This window comes from Xylanimonas ulmi (genome assembly GCF_004216535.1).
In the GTDB taxonomy this organism is placed as follows: domain Bacteria; phylum Actinomycetota; class Actinomycetes; order Actinomycetales; family Cellulomonadaceae; genus Xylanimonas; species Xylanimonas ulmi.
Genome location: NZ_SGWX01000001.1, coordinates 1,215,812 through 1,234,147, shown reverse-complemented (window position 1 = coordinate 1,234,147; position 18,336 = coordinate 1,215,812). Strand labels below are relative to the sequence as shown.

The 18,336-nt window shown below is 75.7% G+C and carries 19 protein-coding genes; 9 read left to right on the top strand and 10 right to left on the bottom strand.

Annotated elements, in window-relative coordinates:
- Window positions 1-9: 9 nt before the first annotated feature.
- The 7 genes from EV386_RS05645 to EV386_RS05615 form a co-directional block, all read right to left on the bottom strand.
- On the bottom strand, window positions 10-2,904 hold the full coding sequence (locus EV386_RS05645; RefSeq protein WP_130413112.1) for a DEAD/DEAH box helicase: 2,895 nt from the start codon (window positions 2,902-2,904) through the stop codon (window positions 10-12).
- A gap of 5 nt (window positions 2,905-2,909) precedes the next feature.
- Window positions 2,910-3,995, bottom strand: coding sequence for a diacylglycerol/lipid kinase family protein (locus EV386_RS05640; RefSeq protein ID WP_130413110.1), 1,086 nt, complete (start codon window positions 3,993-3,995; stop codon window positions 2,910-2,912).
- A gap of 19 nt (window positions 3,996-4,014) precedes the next feature.
- Window positions 4,015-4,788 carry a twin-arginine translocase subunit TatC gene (gene tatC / locus EV386_RS05635; protein ID WP_423218959.1) on the bottom strand — a complete coding sequence of 258 codons (774 nt, stop codon included), beginning with the start codon at window positions 4,786-4,788 and terminating at the stop codon, window positions 4,015-4,017.
- Between the two features lie 3 nt (window positions 4,789-4,791).
- Window positions 4,792-4,992, bottom strand: coding sequence for a Sec-independent protein translocase subunit TatA (tatA, locus tag EV386_RS05630; RefSeq protein ID WP_130413108.1), 201 nt, complete (start codon window positions 4,990-4,992; stop codon window positions 4,792-4,794).
- Between the two features lie 64 nt (window positions 4,993-5,056).
- Complete coding sequence (locus EV386_RS05625) at window positions 5,057-5,431, bottom strand: hypothetical protein (protein WP_165399858.1); 375 nt, start codon at window positions 5,429-5,431, stop codon at window positions 5,057-5,059.
- 10 nt (window positions 5,432-5,441) lie between these two features.
- A complete protein-coding gene (locus EV386_RS05620) occupies window positions 5,442-6,431 on the bottom strand; it encodes a helix-turn-helix transcriptional regulator (RefSeq protein WP_130413104.1) in 990 nt (329 codons plus the stop codon).
- Window positions 6,424-7,458, bottom strand: coding sequence for a helix-turn-helix transcriptional regulator (locus EV386_RS05615; RefSeq protein WP_130413102.1), 1,035 nt, complete (start codon window positions 7,456-7,458; stop codon window positions 6,424-6,426). Before EV386_RS05615 ends, EV386_RS05620 begins: the two co-directional genes overlap by 8 nt.
- A 34-nt stretch (window positions 7,459-7,492) precedes the next feature.
- On the opposite strand from EV386_RS05615, the gene EV386_RS05610 reads away from it, so the two are divergent.
- Genes EV386_RS05610 through EV386_RS05575 form a run of 8 tightly spaced genes read left to right on the top strand, consistent with a single transcriptional unit; the run spans window position 7,493 to window position 14,058 of the window.
- Window positions 7,493-8,668 carry a DUF3866 family protein gene (locus EV386_RS05610; protein ID WP_130413100.1) on the top strand — a complete coding sequence of 392 codons (1,176 nt, stop codon included), beginning with the start codon at window positions 7,493-7,495 and terminating at the stop codon, window positions 8,666-8,668.
- A 59-nt stretch (window positions 8,669-8,727) separates the two neighbouring features.
- Entirely contained in the window at window positions 8,728-9,417 is a 690-nt protein-coding gene (locus EV386_RS05605) for a DUF4129 domain-containing protein (protein ID WP_130413098.1), read from the top strand.
- Window positions 9,414-9,950, top strand: coding sequence for a hypothetical protein (locus tag EV386_RS05600; RefSeq protein ID WP_130413096.1), 537 nt, complete (start codon window positions 9,414-9,416; stop codon window positions 9,948-9,950). The genes EV386_RS05605 and EV386_RS05600 overlap by 4 nt, the downstream gene beginning before the upstream one ends.
- On the top strand, window positions 9,947-10,957 hold the full coding sequence (locus tag EV386_RS05595; RefSeq protein WP_130413094.1) for an AAA family ATPase: 1,011 nt from the start codon (window positions 9,947-9,949) through the stop codon (window positions 10,955-10,957). The genes EV386_RS05600 and EV386_RS05595 overlap by 4 nt, the downstream gene beginning before the upstream one ends.
- Complete coding sequence (locus EV386_RS05590; protein WP_130413092.1) at window positions 10,954-12,246, top strand: DUF58 domain-containing protein; 1,293 nt, start codon at window positions 10,954-10,956, stop codon at window positions 12,244-12,246. Before EV386_RS05595 ends, EV386_RS05590 begins: the two co-directional genes overlap by 4 nt.
- Window positions 12,243-12,788: a hypothetical protein gene (locus tag EV386_RS05585; protein WP_130413090.1), complete on the top strand. Its 546-nt coding sequence runs from the start codon at window positions 12,243-12,245 to the stop codon at window positions 12,786-12,788. Before EV386_RS05590 ends, EV386_RS05585 begins: the two co-directional genes overlap by 4 nt.
- Before the next feature lie 23 nt (window positions 12,789-12,811).
- Window positions 12,812-13,378 carry a Dps family protein gene (locus EV386_RS05580; protein WP_130413088.1) on the top strand — a complete coding sequence of 189 codons (567 nt, stop codon included), beginning with the start codon at window positions 12,812-12,814 and terminating at the stop codon, window positions 13,376-13,378.
- Window positions 13,375-14,058, top strand: coding sequence for a GNAT family N-acetyltransferase (locus tag EV386_RS05575; protein WP_130413086.1), 684 nt, complete (start codon window positions 13,375-13,377; stop codon window positions 14,056-14,058). Before EV386_RS05580 ends, EV386_RS05575 begins: the two co-directional genes overlap by 4 nt.
- Window positions 14,059-14,138: 80 nt before the next feature.
- Here EV386_RS05575 and EV386_RS05570 read toward each other — a convergent pair whose 3' ends face one another.
- Window positions 14,139-14,846 (bottom strand): site-specific integrase, encoded by a 708-nt coding sequence (locus tag EV386_RS05570; RefSeq protein ID WP_130413084.1) that lies wholly within the window; start codon window positions 14,844-14,846, stop codon window positions 14,139-14,141.
- Between the two features lie 71 nt (window positions 14,847-14,917).
- Between EV386_RS05570 and EV386_RS05565 the strand changes: the two genes are divergently transcribed.
- Window positions 14,918-15,559 carry an IMPACT family protein gene (locus EV386_RS05565; RefSeq protein ID WP_130413082.1) on the top strand — a complete coding sequence of 214 codons (642 nt, stop codon included), beginning with the start codon at window positions 14,918-14,920 and terminating at the stop codon, window positions 15,557-15,559.
- Window positions 15,560-15,592: 33 nt separating this feature from the next.
- Here the strand turns inward: EV386_RS05565 and EV386_RS05560 are convergent, their stop codons facing one another.
- Complete coding sequence (locus EV386_RS05560; RefSeq protein ID WP_207216478.1) at window positions 15,593-16,774, bottom strand: FAD-dependent oxidoreductase; 1,182 nt, start codon at window positions 16,772-16,774, stop codon at window positions 15,593-15,595.
- A gap of 141 nt (window positions 16,775-16,915) precedes the next feature.
- A complete protein-coding gene (locus tag EV386_RS05555) occupies window positions 16,916-18,325 on the bottom strand; it encodes a UTP--glucose-1-phosphate uridylyltransferase (protein ID WP_130413078.1) in 1,410 nt (469 codons plus the stop codon).
- Window positions 18,326-18,336 lie beyond the last annotated feature (11 nt).

The window sequence follows — 18,336 nt, the reverse complement described above, 5'->3', positions numbered from 1 at the left end:
CAGCGGGCGCTACAGGCTGGAGTAGGCGACGACGCCGCGCAGCACCGCGTCCTTGGCGCGTCGCGCGGTGGCGCGCAGCGCGGGGGTAGGCGCGGCCTGGGCGAGCTGGTCGAGCACGTCGACGACCTGTTTGCACCAGCGCACGAAGTCCCCGGCGGCCAGGTCGGTGCCGCGTAGCACGGCGTCGAGCCCCTTGCCGGCGGCCCAGCGGTGCACGGGGGCGACGATGCCGAGGTCGAGCGGGCTGGTCGCGTCGAGGCCGTGCTGCTCCTCCAGGTCCGTCAGGTCCGACCACACGCGGGTCGTGGCGTCGAGGGCTGAGGCGAGGCGGCCGTGCGGCCCGCCGGGCACGTAGGGCTCGGCCGCGTCCTCGCGGCGCCCGGAGTAGACGACGGTCGAGACGGCGGCGGCCAGGCCGGGGGCGTCCAGGCCGTCCCACGCGCCGCGGCGCAGGCACTCGGCCAGCAGCAGGTCGTTCTCGGCGTAGACGCGCCGCAGCCACGCGCCGTCGGCGGTGACGCGCAACTCGCCGTCGCGCTCCAGGTAGCCCAGCCTCTCCAGGACGGCGCACGTGCGGTCGAACGTGCGCGCGACGGTGCCGGTGCGGCCCTCGATGCGCTGGACGAGGCGGTGGTGCTCGGCGGCGAGCGTGTCGTGGCGCTCGGCCCAACGGGCGTGGTCGTCGCGGTCGGGGCAGCCGTGGCACGGGTGGGCGCGCAGCGCGGCGCGCAGGTGCAACAGCTCGCTGTCGGAGGCGGCGTCCGGCCGCTTGCCCGGGCCTTGGCCGGGGCGCGGGCCGCGCCCGCCGCGCCGGTCTGAGCCGGGCAGGTCGTCGCGCAGCGCGCCCAGGGCGTTGCGCATGGACGAGGCGAGGTCGCGGCGGGCGTCGGGGCGGCGGGCGTTGAACGCCTTGGGGATCTTGACGCGGGTGACGACGCTGACCCCGCCCGGCGCGTCGGCCAGGGTGAGCCGCTTGACCTGCCGCTCCTGGGTCAGGACGGTGGGGCGCGGCCCGTCGAAGCTGCGCTCGTCAAGGCCGGGGTCGAGCACGGTGACGTACCCGCGCCGCCGTCCGGAGGGAACCTCGATGACGTCGCCGCGCTTGAGGCGCTCGAACGAGGCGACGGCCTCGGCGCGGCGTGTGCCCGAGGCGGCGCGCGACAGGTCCCGTTCGCGTGCGCTGATGCGGCGCCTGATGCCCATGTACTCGGCGAAGTCTCCGACGTCGCACGTCATGGCTTTGACGTACCCGGCCAGGGCCTCGGCGTGCGCCTGCGCCTGCTTGGCGAGGCCGACGACGCCGCGGTCGGCCTGGAACTGCGCGAACGAGGTCTCCAGGACCTCGCGGGCGCGGTCGTGGCCGACCTGGGAGACGAGGTTGACGGCCATGTTGTAGGTGGGCCGGAACGAGGAGCGCAGCGGGTACAGGCGGCGGCTGGCCAGGCCGGCGAGGGCGACGGGGTCGAGTCCGCTGTGGTCGACGACGACGGCGTGCCCCTCGACGTCGATGCCGCGCCGTCCGGCACGCCCGGTGAGCTGGGTGTACTCGCCGGGGGTGACGGGCTGGTGGGCCGTGCCGTCCCATTTGACGAGCTTCTCCAGCACCACGGAGCGGGCGGGCATGTTGATGCCGAGCGCGAGCGTCTCGGTGGCGAAGACCACCTTGACCAGGCCGCGCGCGAACAGGTCCTCGACGGTCTCCTTGAAGACGGGCAGCAGCCCGGCGTGGTGGGCGGCGACGCCGCGGGCCAGCGCGTGCAGCCAGGGCCAGTAGCCGAGCACGTCGAGGTCCTCGGGCGGGATGGTCGCGGTGCGCTGCTCGACGACGCCGCGGATCTCGGCCTCCTCGGCCGGGGAGGTCAGGCGCAGCCCCGCGCCGAGGCATTGCTGCACGGCGCCCTCGCATCCGGCGCGCGAGAAGATGAAGTAGATCGCGGGCAGCAGCGCGTCGGCGTCGAGGGCGTCGACCACGGCGAACCGGGGCGGCGTGCGCCGTTGCGGGGCGAGGCCCACCGCTCCGCCGGGCCGGTGACCGCCGCGGCCCCGGTAGCCGCGGTCGCCAGGCCCGCGCCGCGCGCCGGGGTCGTCACGGCGGCCCGAGACGCGGAACACGTGGCTCAGGTCGGGGTTGATGGGCGGGTTGACGCCGGGGTCGGTGGGGTCGACATGCCCCGCGTACAGGTCCATGAGGCGGGGGACGCCGCGCGGCTCGGGCGCGGAGACCACGACGTGCTGCCACAGCGGCACGGGCCGCCGCTCGGAGACGACGACGGCGGTGTCGCCGCGCACCATCTCCAGCCAGTCGCCGAACTCCTCGGCGTTGGAGACGGTCGCCGACAGCGAGACGAGCTGCACGTGGTCGGCGAGGTGGATGATGACCTCCTCCCACACGGGCCCGCGGAAGCGGTCGGCGAGATAGTGCACCTCGTCCATGACGACGAACTGCAGTCCGTCGAGCGTGCGCGAACCGGCGTAGAGCATGTTGCGCAGCACCTCGGTCGTCATGACGACGATGGGCGCCTCCCCGTTGAGGGTGGTGTCGCCGGTGAGCAGGCCGACGTTGTGCGCGCCGTGGCGGCGGGCCAGGTCGGCGTACTTCTGGTTCGACAGCGCCTTGATCGGGGTGGTGTAGAACGCCTTGCCGCCCTGGGCGAGGGCCAGGTGGACGGCGAACTCCCCCACAACGGTCTTGCCCGCGCCGGTGGGCGCGGCGACCAGCACCCCGCGCCCGTCCTCGAGGGCCTGGCAGGCGGTGACCTGGAAGTCGTCGAGCTCGAAGCCGAGGCCGGAGCGGAACTCGGCGAGCCGGGTGCCCGAGCCGACCTGGGAGCGGGTGGTGCGGGCGCGCGAGGCCGCGTACCGCTCGGCCGGGCTGAGGCTCTCGGGGGTGTCGGCGGTGGCCATGGGCGTCAGCCTAAGCGCGTGGTGAGCACCCTCAGCGCACCGGGGACGAGCTCGGCGCGCAGTGGCAGGGCGCCGAGGTGCTCGCCGTCGCCGAAGGCCGACGGGATGTGCCCGTCGCCTGGCTGGATGTCGAGGGCGCGGGCGCGCACGACGCGCACGAGCGGATGGCCCAGGTGCCGTCCACCGGCGAGGATCTGGGGGAACAGCACCGAGGCGCCGCCGCGGCCGACGTCGCCCGCCACGACGATGTCGAGCAGGCCGTCGTCGATCGCGGCGTGGGGCGCGACGGGGATGCCGCCGCCGATGGTGGCGCCGTTGGACGCGGTGACGAGCGCGCCGCGGGAGTCCCAGCGCAGGCGCCGCCCGTCGCCGTCGGCCTCGGGGCCCAGGTCGGTGAAGCCGGGCAGGCTGCGCAGCGCGTCGATGGCCGCGTCGTCGCCCTGGGTGTGCTCGAACGTCAGGTGGTAGTGCCAGGCCCGGTATCCGGCGATCTCGCGCAGCGCGGCCACGACGTAGCGGGCCTCGCCGCGGGGGCGCAGCATGGCGTTGGCGCGCTCGTTGACGGCGGCGTCCAGGCCGGCGGACACGGCGCCGGCGACCCAGCGCAGCGACTCTCCGGCCTGTTTGCGGCTGCTCAGACCGTCGCCCGTGACGCGGATCGCGTCGACGGCGCGCACACCGGCCTCGCCGGCGTCGAGCGCGGCCAGCAGGGTGTCGAGCGCAGGTGTGGCCTCGCGCACGGGCAGGCCCAGCGTCGTCGCGAAGTCGTTGCCGGTGCCCACGGCCACGACGCCGAGCGGGATGGCGGTTCCGGCGACGGCCTGCACGCCCAGGTGCACCATGCCGTCGCCGCCCACGACGATGAGGGCGTCGAGCCCGTCGGCCAGGCCGCGGCGGGTGTGCTCGAGCGCGAGGTCGGCGCTGTGCCCCGACAGATCCCACACGTCGTGCCCGGTCGCGGCGAGGCGGTCGACGACGTCGCGCCCGACGCGCTCGCCGCGCCCCTTGCCGGCGGTGGGGTTGACGACGACGCCGAGGCGCTGGGGCGCGCCGACAGGGGCGGTGGGGGCGAGCGGTGTGGGGCCGGGCACGGCGGACACCGTACCCGGCTCAGGCGGCGGCGGCGACGCGCCGTCGGTCCACGCGCCTGTCGTGCAGCGCGGCGACGCCGAGCGCGCCGAAGTACAGGGCGCAGATCGGCGTCGCCACGAGGATCATCGTCCAGGGGTCGGGGGTGGGGGTCATGATGGCCGCGAAGACGAACGCGATGAGCACCGCCCACCGCCAGCCCTTGGCGAGCGTCTCGTGGCGCAGCACCCCGACGAGGTTGAGCCCGACCAGGAGCACGGGCAGCACGAACGCCAGCCCGAAGGCGAGCAGGAGCCGCATCACGAACGTCAGGTACTCCTGCGCGGTGAACAGGCCAGAGGCGCCCTGCGGGATGAAGTCGGTGAGCAGGTCGACGGCGTGCGGCAGCACCCACCAGGCCAGCAGGAGTCCCGCGCAGAACAGCGGCACCGAGGCGCCCACGAACCCGTAGGCGTAGACGCGCTCGCGCCGGGTCAGGCCGGGGGTGACGAACGCCCACAGTTGGTAGAGCCACCACGGCGCGGTGACGATCGCGGCCAGGAACAGGGCCGCCTTGATCTGCATGTCGAGCGGTGAGCCGAGCGCGGTGAAGTTCAGGGAGATCTGCTTGCCCTGGGCTGAGGCGGCGAGGTCGAGCGGGCGGCGCAGCACCTCCAGCAGCGGCGCGTAGAGGAACCAGCCGCCGATCGCGCCGACGACGAGGCCGCAGGCAGCGAGGAACAGACGCTTGCGCAGTTCGAGCAGGTGTTCGCGCAGCGGCATCCTCCCCTCGGGGTCACGGGGGGCGCCTGCCATGGGTTACGCCTTCGGCTCGCTCGGATCGGCGGGCTTGTCGGCCGGCTTGTCGTCCTCGGAGAGGTCCTTGATCTCGCGCTTGAAGATCTTGAGCGACTCGCCCACGCTCTTGGCCATCCCGGGCAGCCGGTTCGCCCCGAACAGCAGGACGATGATGACCAGCAGGACGATGATGTGCCAGGCCTGTAGGCCGTTGCGCAACATGGGGGGCTCCTCCTCCGGCGGCCGGCGCCAAGCACGCCCGGCTCGTGCGGCCGATCCTACGCGGTCAACGGGGCGGTTCGGACGAAACGCTCCTGGCTCGCTCACGCTGCGCGAGCCACGCCTCGACCGACCAACCGCGGGCCGTGGCGAGCTGTCGCTCGCGGCGCGCGGCGGCGCGCTCGGCCCGGGCCGAGCGCTGCTCGGCGACCCGCTGACGCAGTTCGGTGATGTCGTCGAAGACCGTGGGACTGGTGTCGGCGGGGTTGGCCTGCGCCCGCTCGACGGCGTCGGCCACGCGGGCCGAGGCGTCGCCGAGCTCTTGGGAGGCCGCGCCCAGGGCGTGCCCCAGCCGGACCGCCTTGCGCCACAGGTCACGGCCCAGGAAGAACGCGCCGACCAGCGTCCCGACGACGAGCACACCCCACACGAGCCACCACATGCCGCCCACCCTATTGCGGGCCCGGATCGCCGTAGGCCGCCAGCGCCGCCCGCGCCGCCGCCGCGACGTCCCCCGCCACCTCGGGCGGGTCGACGGCCAGCACGAGCGGCGCCACGGCCAGCAGCAGACCGCGCAGCCACGCCGGGTTCGTCACGCGCAGCCGCAGCGCGAACGCCCCGCCGTCGAGTTCGGTGACCGACTCCGAGGGCACCTCCTCGGCCAGCCATCGGGCGGGCGAGGCGAACGTCACGGTCACGGTCGGGGTCTCGCCGTCGCCGGCCGCCGCCGACCGCGCCACGTCCACGTCCCGGTCGGCCTGCGCGACGAGCGCGGCGTCGACCGGCGCGTCCAGCACCGTCGCGGCCAGCACCCGGTCGAGGCGGAACGTGCGCCGCCCGTGCGCGCGGTGGCACCACGCCAGCAGGTACCCCGCGCCGTCCTGCGTCAGCAGCCGCGCCGGGTCCACATCGCGCTCCCCCACCACGTCACCGGCGGTCACGTATCGGATCCGCAGGCGTCGCCGCGCCGCCAGCGCCGCCGTGACGGACTGCAGCACCTGGGGGTCGCCGTCGCGCGTCAGGCGCACGTCGACGGCGCTCGCGGCCTCCCCCGTCGCGGTCGAGAGCTTGTCGAGCGCCGAGCGCACGAGGCGGACGCGCTCTGGGTCGGCCTGCACGGGCGGGGACTCCAGCAGGGCGCGCAGCGCCGCGACCAGCGCGACGGCCTCACGGGTGCCGAGCCGCAGCGGCCGGGTCAGCCCGCGCGCGTTGGTCAGGCGCACCACGCCACGCTCGACGGCGTCGGCGTCGAAGTCGATGAGGTCCTCGGGCCAGTACCCGGGCGTGCCGGTGACCCACAGTTGGTCGACGTCGTCGTGGATCTGCCGCTCGGAGACGCCGAAGCGCTCGGCGAGCTCGGGCACGGGCACGGGACCGTGCCCGTCGAGGAAGGCGACCAGGCCCAGGAGCCGCACCAGGCGGTCGTCGGCGCGCTCAGGCACGGGGAGCCTCCAGGGAGTCGAGGCGGGCGGCGGCCCGCAGCAGGCGCACCACCTCGCCGCGCAGCTCGGGCGGGGCGAGCACCATGACGGCGTCGGCGTACCCGGCGAGCTCCTCGGCGAGCGTGGTCACGGACGTGAACGGCACGGCGACGACGTCGCGGCCGTCGGGCACGGCCGCGGGGGCCGGTGCGGCGGCGTCGGGCGGCGCGACCGCGCGCGCCCGCACGGCCGAGGCGCGCTCGGGCACGACGGCCAGCACCGCGGCGCGCACCTGGCCCGTGGCGCCGAGGGCCGCGTCGACGTCGACGTGCGCGGGCATCTCGAACGCCTCGGGCTGCGCGCCGACGCGCACCTTGCCCTCGATGCGCGAGAGGCGGAACACGCGCGGCGCCGCGCGGTCCAGGTCGCGGCCCACCAGGTACCAGCCGCCGCCGCGCGCCGCGATGCGCCACGGCTCGACCCGCCGCTCCGCGACGACGCCGGTGTTCGCCGCCCGGTAGCGGAAGCGGACCGTGCGCCGTTGCGTCACCGCGTCCAGCAGCGGACCGTACGCGTCGCCCACGGCCCGCACGCGCGGCGCCAACCCCGCCAGGGCGTCCGCCTCGACCAGCGCGGGACCCGCGGCGCGCAGTTTGGTCATGGCGCGCGAGGTGTCGGTGCGCAGCGACTTGTCGCCCCACAGCTGCGCCGCCAGCGCCAGCACCCCCAGCTCGGCCGGGGTCAGGTCGACCGGCGGCAGCGCGTACGCCTCGTTGTCGATGCGGTAGCCCACGTCGTCGCTGTGCCCGCCGGCGTCGACGGTGACAATCGGCACGCCCAGACCGCGCAGCGTGTCCTTGTCACGCTCGAACATCCGCTCGAACGCGTCGAGCGAGGCGGCGTCCCCGTACCCGGCGACACCGCGGCGGATCTGCTGCTTGGTCATCGACGCGCTCGTGTTCACCAGCGCGATCACCAGGTTCAGCAGGCGCTCGGCCGGGGGGACGCTCAGCGTCGTCGGGGCGGGGAGGGAAAGGTCGTCGGACATCGGGACGAGGCTATCCGCCGGTAGCCTGCCACGCGTGATCACCTGGCGAACCGGCACCGTGGTGTCGCGCGGGGCGACCTGGGGCGAGGGCCCCGACCGCGCCCGCGAGCTCGACCTCGACCTCGCCGCGCCGCTGACCGCGGCCGACGGCGCCGAGCGTGTGCGTGTGCGCGCGCTCGCCTACACGGCCCTGGTCGGTGACCCCGCCCCGGGAGACCGGCTGCTGCTCAACTGCTCCGCGCTCGCCCGCGGACTCGGCACCGGCGGCTACGCGCTCGTCGTCGGACCCACCGGCGCCCTGCCCGCCGACCCCGAGCCCGGCCCGGGGCACCTCGTCAAGGCGCGCTACACACCGCTGCAGGCGATGGTGCTGGGCGTCGACGAGCAGGAGTCACCCCACCACGAGACGCTGCGCGAGGCCGACGACCTGGACGCGATGCCCGTCGTCGTTGCCGACCTGCACTCGGCCCTGCCCGCCATCGTCGCCGCCGCGCGCTGGTCCGCGCGCCAGGCCGGGCGCCCCGCGCCGCGCGTCGCCTACGTCATGACCGACGGCGGCGCCCTGCCCGCCGCGTTCTCCCGCACCATCGCCACACTGCGCGAGCACGACTGGCTCGCCGCCACCATCACCGTCGGGCAGTCCTTCGGCGGCGACCTGGAGGCGGTCACCGTCCACACCGGCCTGCTCGCCGCCCACCACGTCACCCGCGCCGACCTTGTCGTCGTCGCCCAAGGACCCGGCAACCTCGGCACGGGGACCCGCTGGGGCTTCTCGGGCGTCGCCGCGGGCGAGGCCGTCAACGCCGCCGCCGTGCTCGGCGGGCGTCCCGTCGCGTCGCTGCGCGTCTCGGGCGCCGACCCCCGCGACCGGCACCGCGGCGTCTCGCACCACTCCTTGACCGCCTACGGGCGCGTCGCCCTGCGCCCGGCCGACGTCCCCGTGCCCGTCCCCACACCCGCCCTCGAAGCCCACCCCGCCTGGGGCGCCCCGCTCACCCGGCGCCTGCGCGCCCAGGCCGCAGCCCTCGCCGACCGGCACCGGCTGATCGACGTCCCCGCGGACGCCGACCTGCTCGCGGCGCTCGCGGACTCGCCCGCACGCCTGTCGACCATGGGCCGCGGGCTCGACGCCGACCCCGCCGCGTTCGTCGCCGCGGCGGTTGCGGGCGTCCACGCCGAGGCGATGCGCGCGCGTCCCACGGGCGCCTGAGCAAGCGCGTGCGCCTGCTGGCCGTTCGCCTCGGCCAACGGCATGACTACGATCACCGCGTGCGCAGCCGAGCGGTTCCAGCAGTCGGCGCCGTCGTGCTGCTCGCGCTCGTGGTGCTCGCCGCGGGCGCCGGGACGCCCTGGCGCATCCGGCTCCCCGCCCTCGACATCGACTTCGGCGCGGCGCCGACCGTCTCACCCCCGCCCGCGCCAACCCCTCCGCCGCTGCCGCCCGAGGACGCCGGCGGCGGCAACACGACCTGGATCGCGGTCGTGGTCGTGGTCGTCGTCGCGATCGTGCTGCTGATCCTCGGGCGAAGCCTGGTGCGGTACCTGGTCGACCGCCGCCCGTCAGGCGCCGAGCCCACTCCCGCGCCGGACCACCTCACCGCGGGCGAGGTGACGCCCGGCGGCCTCGTCGACCTGCCGGCGCTCGCCGACGCCGTCGAGGCGGCCCTCAGGCGGCTCGACGAGGCGGCCACGCCCCACGACGCGGTCGTCGCCGCGTGGGTCGAGCTCGAGGACGCGGCGGCTCGGCACGGCTGGGAGCGGCACGCGTCGCAGACCAGCACCGAGTTCACCGCGCACCTGCTCGGTGTCTCCCCCGCCCCACGTGAGCACACCGCAGCGCTGCGCGGCCTGTACCAGCAGGCCCGGTTCACGACCCATCCGGTCACCGCGGCCCAGGTCACCGATGCCCGGGCAGCGCTCGTGGCGATCGCGCGCGCGTTCGAGGGCAGGGTCCCGTGACGCGCCGACCCGTCGTCGTCGCCGCCATCTGCGCGCTGGCCGCGGCCGCCCTCGCGCTCACGCGAACCCTCGACGTCGCGCACGCGGTCACGCTCGGCGCGCTCGCCCTCGTCGTCTACCTCGTCTCCCAGACCGTGGGCCCCGAGGACGAGCCGTGGCCGCGCCCGCCCACCGAGGCGCGCCCGGGGGCGCGTGCGGACGTCAGCGAGCTGGGCTGGGCGGCGTTCACGCGTGACGGGCACGTCACCGAGCGGGTCCTGCGCCGCGTCCGCGCCATCGCGGCCCACCGCCTGGCCGCGCACGGCGTGCTCTGGGACGGCGTGCCGCGCGACGAGCCCACCGGCTGGGGCCACGGACCGCACGACGCCGCCTCGCACCGCGAGCGGGCCGAGGCCCTGCTGGGAGCCGCGGTGCTCACCGGACTGACGACGCGCCGCCCGGTGTCGCCGCGCACCCTGGAGACCTGGTTCAGCGCCCTCGACCACCTGGTCGAGGCGCCCGACCCCACCACCCCCGCCTGGAGACCTCGATGACCGAGCCCGACGCCCACGCCCCCGACGCCGCGCGCGCGGTGACGCCGCTCCCCTTCCGCGAGGTCGCCGACCTCGGCGGGCGCGTGCTCGACGAGGTCGCCACCGCCGTCGTCGGCATGCGCGACTCCCTCCAGATCGCACTGGCGACCGTGCTGGCCGGCGGACACGTGCTGTTCGAGGACGTGCCCGGACTGGGCAAGACGCTCGCGGCGCGCTCGCTCGCCACGGCCCTGGGGCTCGACTTCGCACGCCTGCAGTGCACGCCCGACCTGCTGCCGAGCGACATCACGGGCTCCTCGGTCTTCGACCCGGCCAGCCGCGCCTTCGAGTTCCGACCCGGTCCGGTGTTCACCGGCCTGTTCCTGGCCGACGAGATCAACCGCACCGCGCCCAAGACCCAGTCAGCGCTGCTGGAGGCCATGGCCGAGCGCCAAGTCTCGGTCGACGGCACGACGCGGCCGCTGCCGCGGCCCTTCCACGTCGTGGCGACCTCCAACCCCGTCGAGTACGAGGGCACCTACCCACTGCCCGAGGCGCAGCTCGACCGGTTCATGGTGCGGCTCGCCGTCGGCTACCCCGACCGCGACCAGGAGGCCGAGGTGCTCCTTCGCCGCATGGCGCGGCGGCAGGAGGCGGCGCCCGCGCGCCCCGTCGTCGACGCCGAGACGGTGCTGGCGATGCAGGCGGGCGTCGAGGCCGTCGCCGTCGACCACGACGTCGTGCGCTACTGCGTCGACCTGGCCGCCGCCACCCGCACCCACCCGGCCCTTGAGGTCGGCGCCTCGCCCCGCGGGTCACAGAACCTGCTGCTGCTCGCGCGCGCCGTCGCCGTGCTCGACGGGCGGGACTACGCGCTGCCCGAGGACGTCAAGCGCATCGCCGTGCCCGTGCTCGCCCACCGCCTCACCCTCAGCCCCACGGCGTGGGCGGCCGCCGTACGCCCCGAGAGCGTGGTCAGGGAACTGCTCGGGACCGTGGCCGGCCCGGCCACCGTGGGCCGGGCGTGACCTGGCGCCCCACGCGGGCCGCGGCGCTCGCGGGCGTGACCGGACTCGGCGTCCTCGTCGCGGGCGTCCTGTTCGGCCGCCCCGACGTCGCGCTGATGGGCGTCCCCCTGGTGCTCGGCGCCCTGCTCGGACGACTGGCGCCTCCGGTCGCCCCGACCGTCGCGTCCTTCGATGACGCCGGGCGGGAGGCGGGCCCCGGAGAGATCGCGGAGACCCTGCGCGTCACGGCGCCCGAGGCGGACGTGGCGCACGTGCGCGTCTACGCACCGGGGCACCGGCCCGCGACCGTCGTCGTGGCGGGCCGCGGCGAGCGCACGCTGCCCCTGCGCCTCGCGACGGTGCGCACGGGGCCGCAGACCACATTCCGCGCCGATGTGCGCGGCGGCGCGGCGTTCGACGCGTACGCCGAGGACACGCACCCCGCCGAGGCGCCCAGCCGCCTCGTGCTGCCCGAGGCGTCGCGACTCGGACGCGTCCCCTTGCCCACGCGACTGCGCGGCCTGACCGGGCCGCGCACCTCGCGCCGCCTGGGCGACGGTGCCGAGCTGCGGGACGTGCACCCGCTGGCGCCGGGCGACCCGCTGCGCCGGGTCGACTGGCGGACGACGGCGCGCCTGTCGCCGACGCTCGACGCGCTCTACGTGCGCCGCACGCTCGCGACCGCCGAGGCCGCCGCGGTGCTCGTCGTCGACTCCCGTGACGATGTCGGCCCCGACCTGCGCACCTGGCGCGGCTCCGAGCCGCTGCGCGTCGACGAGCCGACGTCGCTCGACCTCGCACGCCACGCCGCCGCGTCGGTCGCCACCGCACTCGTCGACGCGGGTGACCGCGTCGGGCTTGAGGACCTCGCGCGCCGACGCCGGCCGTTGGCGCCCGCGGCCGGCAGACGGCACCTGCGCCGCATCGTGCACGCGCTCGCCCTGGCCGCGCCCGTCGGCGCGCCCGCTCACCGCGTCCGCGCGCCGCAGGTCCCGGCCGACGCCATCGTCTACCTGTTCACGACGCTGCTCGACGACGCGCCCGTGCGCCTCGCGCAGGCATGGGCCGAGCAGGGCGTCCCGGCCGTCGTCGTCGACACACTGCCCGACGTGCGGCCCGTGCCCGAACGGCACCTCGTGCTCGCCTGGCGCATCACCTCGATGGAGCGGGCCGATCGCGTCCGGGCGCTCGACTCCCTCGGCGTGCCGGTGGTTCGGTGGGCCGGGTCGGCGCGCGCGCAGGCCCCGGCGAGGTTCGAGGCGCTGGTGCGCGCCGCCGAACGCCATCGGCCCGCGGGAGCCCGCCGATGAGCCCCGCGGGGCGGCGACAGCGGCTGCCGCGTGTCGAGGTCGAGACCCGACGCTGGGCGCCCGGCTGGGTGGTGCGCGTGCTCGCCGCGGTGACTCCCGCAGCGCTCGTGCTCATCGCACTGTCGCGTTCGCGCCTGCCGGAGGCGCTCGACGCCGTCGCGGTCGGTGTCGCGGCACTGCTCGTCGGCTGGTCCCTGTGGCGCCCCGGCCACCGGCCCGCGCTGACCGGCGTGGGGCTCACCGCGTTCCTCGTCCTGACGGCCGCGTCCGGACCCGACCCCGCCGCACTGGGGCTCGCCCCTCTCGGGTACATCGCGGTGCGGCTCGCGGCATGGGCGGGCGCTGTGGGGTGGACCACACGCGTCGAACTGGCCGTGCTCGGCCGCTCGGCGCTGCGTGACGGCGCCGTCGTCGGGGTGACGCTGCTGGTCGGAGCGTTGGCGTTCGGTGTGCGCGGAGCGTCCGCGCCGACGCTCGTGCTGGGCGCGGCGGCCCTGCTCGCGCTGGCGTGGTGGCTGCTGCGGCCAGAGGATGACTCGTAAGCACACAACCGGAGGTTTGCGCGATGTCCTCGTCACCCGACGTTCCCCGTTACACCGTCCCGTCCCTGACTCCCGCGGAGGGCGCGCAGACCGCCGCGATCCTCCAGGAGCGCCTCCACTCGCTCAACGACCTGCACCTGACGCTCAAGCACGTGCACTGGAACGTCGTCGGCCCGCACTTCATCGCGGTGCACGAGATGCTCGACCCGCAGGTGGACGCCGTGCGGCTCATGGTCGACGAGATCGCCGAGCGGATCGCGACCCTGGGCGTCGCGCCCGTCGGCACGCCCGGCGCGCTCGTCGCGGCGCGCACCTGGGACGACTACGCGCTGGGCCGCGCCTCCACCATCGAGCACCTGGGCGCGCTCGACGAGGTCTACGAGGGCGTCATCGCCGCGCACCGCCGCGCGGCCGCGGACACTGAGGTGCTCGACGTCGTCACCAACGACCTGCTGATCGGCCACCTGCGCCAGCTCGAGCAGTTCCACTGGTTCGTGCGCGCGCACCTGGAGAGCACGGGCGGCGCGCTCTCGACGGCGGGGGCCAGCACCGAGCTCGGCGCCGCGCGCGACGCCCTCGACGGCCAGTGACGGGGGCGCTGCGCCCCTACGTGTCGTCCGACCGCGCGGCGGTCGCCGAGGTCTGTGTGCGCACCGCCGCCGCGGGCGGCGACGCGCGCGGCCGCTACTCGGACGACCTGCTCATGCCCGACGTCTACGCGCTGCCGTACGTGGACCTGGAGCCCGAGAGCGCGTTCGTCGTCGTGCAGCCCGACCTCGACGTGGACGGGGCGGACGGCCATGACACCGCGCTGCGGGTTCGTGACGGCGTCGTGGCGGGCTACGTGATCGCGACCGCCGACACCGCCCGGTTCGTCGAGCGCTGGCGGCGCGAGTGGACGCCCGGGTTCCTGGCCCGCCACCCGCAGCCGGCTCCGGCGCCCGCCGAGGGCGGCCCCGCCTACAGCGAGGCCCAACTGTGGCACGACGGCGTCCACCCCGAGCGCCTTCTCGCCCCGGGCGAGCAGGCGCTCGCCGCCTTCCCCGCGCACCTGCACATCGACCTGCTGCCCCGCGCCCAGCGCCAGGGCTGGGGCCGGCGCATGGTGGCGGCGCTCTGCGCGAACCTCGCCGCGCGCGGCGTGCCCGGCGTGCACCTGAGCTACGACCCCGCCAACACGGGCGCTCGCACCTTCTACGACCGCCTCGGCTTCGTCGAGCTCCCGGCCTCGACGGCGGCCGCTCCCCTCATGGGCCTGCGGACAGCCTGACCGGCGCCGGCCCCCGCTGATGAGGGCTTGCGGTTGGGTGCTCCGTGGGGTCGGTCGTGCAGCGCTCTGCGCTTGGCACATTATTTTTCGGAGGCAGAAGAAGGCTCCACTGAGGCTACGGCCGAGGCGACCTCCCGTCCGAGGTCCGGGACGCCCGCCTCGGTCCAGGCACGACGCACCTGCTCGAAGCGCGTCGGCAGCGGCGGGCGCAGCGCCCCGTAGCGCGCGTTGGTGCGCAGCGCGAACCGCCGCCACGACAGCACGAGCCCCTGCTTGGTGATGGGCAGGCCGCTGGAGACGGTCGTCCCGTTGTCGTGCGTGTGGTGGACCGTCAGCAGCAGTGCGCGCGGCACCGACCCCTCCAGCTCGGCCGCCAACTCCAGCCGCACGTCCATCCAGTGCCGCAGCACCAGCACGACCTCGGGCGCCAGGCGGTGCTCCCGCACGGTGCGGTGCTTGCCGTGGCGCACCAGAACGCTCCCCTCCCCCGTGTGCGCGCCCACCTCGCCCAGGTCGAGGTCCTCGGCGCGCACGCGCAGCAGGTCGCCGTACCGCGCCCCGGTCGCCCGCGTCAGCCCGACGATCACCGCCAGACGCACCACCTCGGGCTTGGCGCCCGGGCGCAGCGCCTCGACACCCAACTCGCGCCACACCCACTCGGCGTCGGCGAGCGAGACGACCGGGCGCGGATAGCGGCCAGGACCGGTCAGGCGCGCGGCAACGGTGGCTCGCGGCGTCGTGCGCTCGTCGTCTGCGGGGCCGTCGGGGCTGGTGTCGGCGCTGCTCATGGCGTCATCCTCGCTGCTTGGCACACTTTTTCCTGCCAACCCTCGCGGCGCGTCGCCGCTACGCTCACCGGGTGGACCTGCCCTCGACGATCGCCGCCCCCGTGGACCACGAGCTCGTCGTCAAGAAGTCACGGTTCCTCGCCCACCTGCACCCGGTCGGCAGCGTCGAGGAGGCCGACGCCGTCGTCGCCCGACGCCGCAAGGAGCACTGGGACGCCCGCCACCACTGCGTCGCCCTCGTCGTCGGCACGCACGCCGACCAGCAGCGATCGACCGACGACGGCGAGCCCTCGGGCACCGCTGGCGTCCCCATGCTCGAGGTGCTGCGCCACCGCGGCGTGACCGACGTGGTCGCCGTCGTGACGCGGTACTTCGGCGGCGTGCTGCTCGGCGCAGGCGGGCTTGTGCGGGCCTACTCCACGGCGGTGTCGCAGGCGCTCGACCTGGCCCGGCCCGTCCACCGCCGCGTGCTGACGCAGGTTCGTCTGGACGTGCCGCACGCCGACGCGGGCCGCCTCGACAACCTGCTGCGCGACTGGGCCACCGGCCACGGCGCCGTGCTCGGGCCGACCGAGTACGCCCACGTCGCGCACCTGACGATCCTGGTCCCCCCGGCCGAGGTCGCGACGCTACGCGACGACGTCGCCGCCGCCACGGCGGGCGCGCTCGTCCCCGTCGTGGGCGCTGACCGCATCACCGACGTCCCCGGCTGAGGCCCGCCCGCCGCATCCGCGGGGAGTCGGGCGCTACAGGAGGCCGTCGAGCGTCCGCGGCGCCAGGCCGAAGGCCGTCGACAGTCCAATCGGCGCGCCCACGGTGACCACGAGCAGGCCGCGCTGCGGCCGGGCCACCACGAACGGCTCCGGCGCCGTCGCCTCGACGGCGGCCCACCGCTCGACCACGCGCAGTGGCCCTCCCACCAGCCTCTCCCCCTCACGCAGCAGCAGTTCGTCGAGCGCCTCCGCGCGGAACGGCAGCGCACCGCCCTGCGCTCCGGCGTCGCCGAGCAAGAGCGACCCGTCGGCCAGCGGCGTGGCGCGCAGATTGACCTCGGCGGCCACGACCTCGGGCTGCTCGCGCTCCAGCCGCTCGCGCACCTCCTTGTGCTGGGGCGAGCGTGTCAGCCCCGCATGGTGCAGCACCGCCGTCCCACCCAGCAGCACCGTCCCGCCCCCGGCGCCCCGCTCCCCCGGCGCCGTCGGTCCGGTGACGCGCAGCGCCTGGCGCGTGCGTCGCGTCAGCCCATGCGCCTCGGCCACCGCGGGCAGGAGCCGGTCGACGTCGGCCCCGACGGCCAGCACCACCGTGCGGGCGATGACGTCGCCGCGCGAGGTACGCACGAGTGAGCGCCCGGAGCCCGGCTCGACGCCCAGCACACTCGTGCCCGTCACCACCGCCGCGCGCGGCTGCGCGGACAGCCATCGGGCGATCTCGGGCACCGCCACACGCGGGTCGACGCGCAGGTCGGTGGCGAGCAGCGCGCCGCCGACGACGTCGTCGTCCACCGAGCGCAGGTGGCGCGCGACGCCCGCACGGTCGAGCAGGTGCGCGGCGCCGTCGCGCGCGCACACGAAGTCCTCCAGCACCGCGAGCTCGTCCTCGGCGCGCGCGACCACCACGCTCCCCGCCTCGGACACGTCGAAGCCCGCCTGCCGGCCGAGCGCGATCCACTTGTCTCGGGTCACCAGCGCGCAGGCGAGCGCCGGCCCGTCCTGGGCCGTGACTGCCACGTGCCCCAGGCTGCGCACCGAGGCGCCGAGCGCGCGGTCGTCGCGCTCGACCACGACGACGCTCGCGCCCCGCGCGCTCGCCTCGACCGCGTGGGCGAGCCCGACGATCCCGGCGCCGACGACGAGCACGTCGACGTCGTGGGCGAGCGTCGCGGGGCGGGTCGAAGGGGCGCGCGGGGGCAGCGATCGTCGTGACACGCCGGGAACATCCTGCATCGGGGCGGCGTGAATCAAGCCGATGCGGCCCTGGGGCGAACACGTTCACGCGAAGTTCATCGCGGCCCGCGCGTGGTCGCCCGCGCTCCACCCGGGGTTCAGCCGGGCGTCACTTTGTCCCGCTCAGCGGGCGGCCACCCCGGCGGCGGTCACCGTGGCGCCGTCGGGCACGCGCGACGGCGCGCCCGGGTCGCCCAGCACCGCGTCACCCTCGACGACGACGCCGCGCCCGAACGTCCAGTCGCCCTCGACCGTCAGCGACGTGGCGCCGCGCAGCGAGGGGGCGCCGTCCGGGAACCGCTCGTCGAACCGCGCGATGGTCTTGTACTGCGGCGGCAGGGTGACCAGCGGCGCGGGCGCCTGTGCGACCAGGCGCGCGTCGTCGGTCAGCGCGTACACGTCCGAGCGCAGCACCAGCAGGTCGTTGGTCGTCTTGACCGGCAGGAACCGCTCGCGGCCCACCTCGATGGCTGTCGCGCCCTCGAACACCGCCACCGCGGCGCCCATGGCCGACTCGATCTGGATCACGGGCGTCGAGGCGGGGTCGGCCGGGTCGACGGTCTTGGCGTTGCGGATGAGCGGCAGCTCCAACACCCCGCCCGTGCGGTCGAGCTCGGCCGCGAGCGCCTCGAGGTCGAACCAGAGGTTGTTGGTGTGGAAGTACCGGTGCCGGGTGGGGTCGAGGGAGACGGCGAGGTCGTCGGGGTGGGTTTGGGCGGTCTCGCGCTGGACGATGCGCCCGTCGGCTTTGCGGACGACGAGTTGTCCGCCCTTGACGTCGGCGGGGGTTTTGAGGCACATCTCGGCGGCGTAGGGGGCGCCGGTGGCGGCGAACCATCCGGCGATGCGGGCGTCGGGGGCGGCGCCGAGGTTGTCGGAGTTGGAGACGCTGGCGTAGCGCAGGCCGGCGTCGAGCAGGGCGCGCACGACGCCGGAGGCGTGCAGGGCGGGGTACAGGTCGCCGTGGCCGGGCGGGCACCACTCCAGGGTGGGGTCGGCGGGCCAGTCGACGGGGGTGAGGTCGTCGGCGCGCAGTTTGGGCTCACGGTTCTGCAGGAAGTCGAGGGGGAGCCCGTCGACGGCGAGGTCGTCGTAGCGGTCCAGGAGGGCGAGTGAGTCGTCGCGGGTGCGGAAGGAGTTCATGAGCAGCAGGGGCAGGCGGGCGCCGGTGGCGGCCCGCGCGGCGCGCACCTGGCCGACGATGACGTCGAGGAAGGTCAGGTCCTGCCCGTCGGCCGTGCGGCGCACGGGCAGCAGCGACTTGGCGCGGTCCATGCCCATGGAGGTGCCCAGCCCGCCGTTGAGCTTGATGATCGCGGTCTGCGCGAGGGCCGCGGCGGCGGCGTCGTCGCTGACGTCGAGGTCGGCCGCGCGGTCGAGCTGCGGCAGGGGCTCGACGTCGTCCTCGCGCACGAGGCCCGTGGCGCCCGACTCCAGGAGCCGGTAGAACCGGGTGAACGTCTCGATCGCGGCGGGCGCGACGCCCGCCTGTGTCATCTTCTCGCGCGCCTGCTTCAGGCCACCGTCGCTCATGGCACGAACCC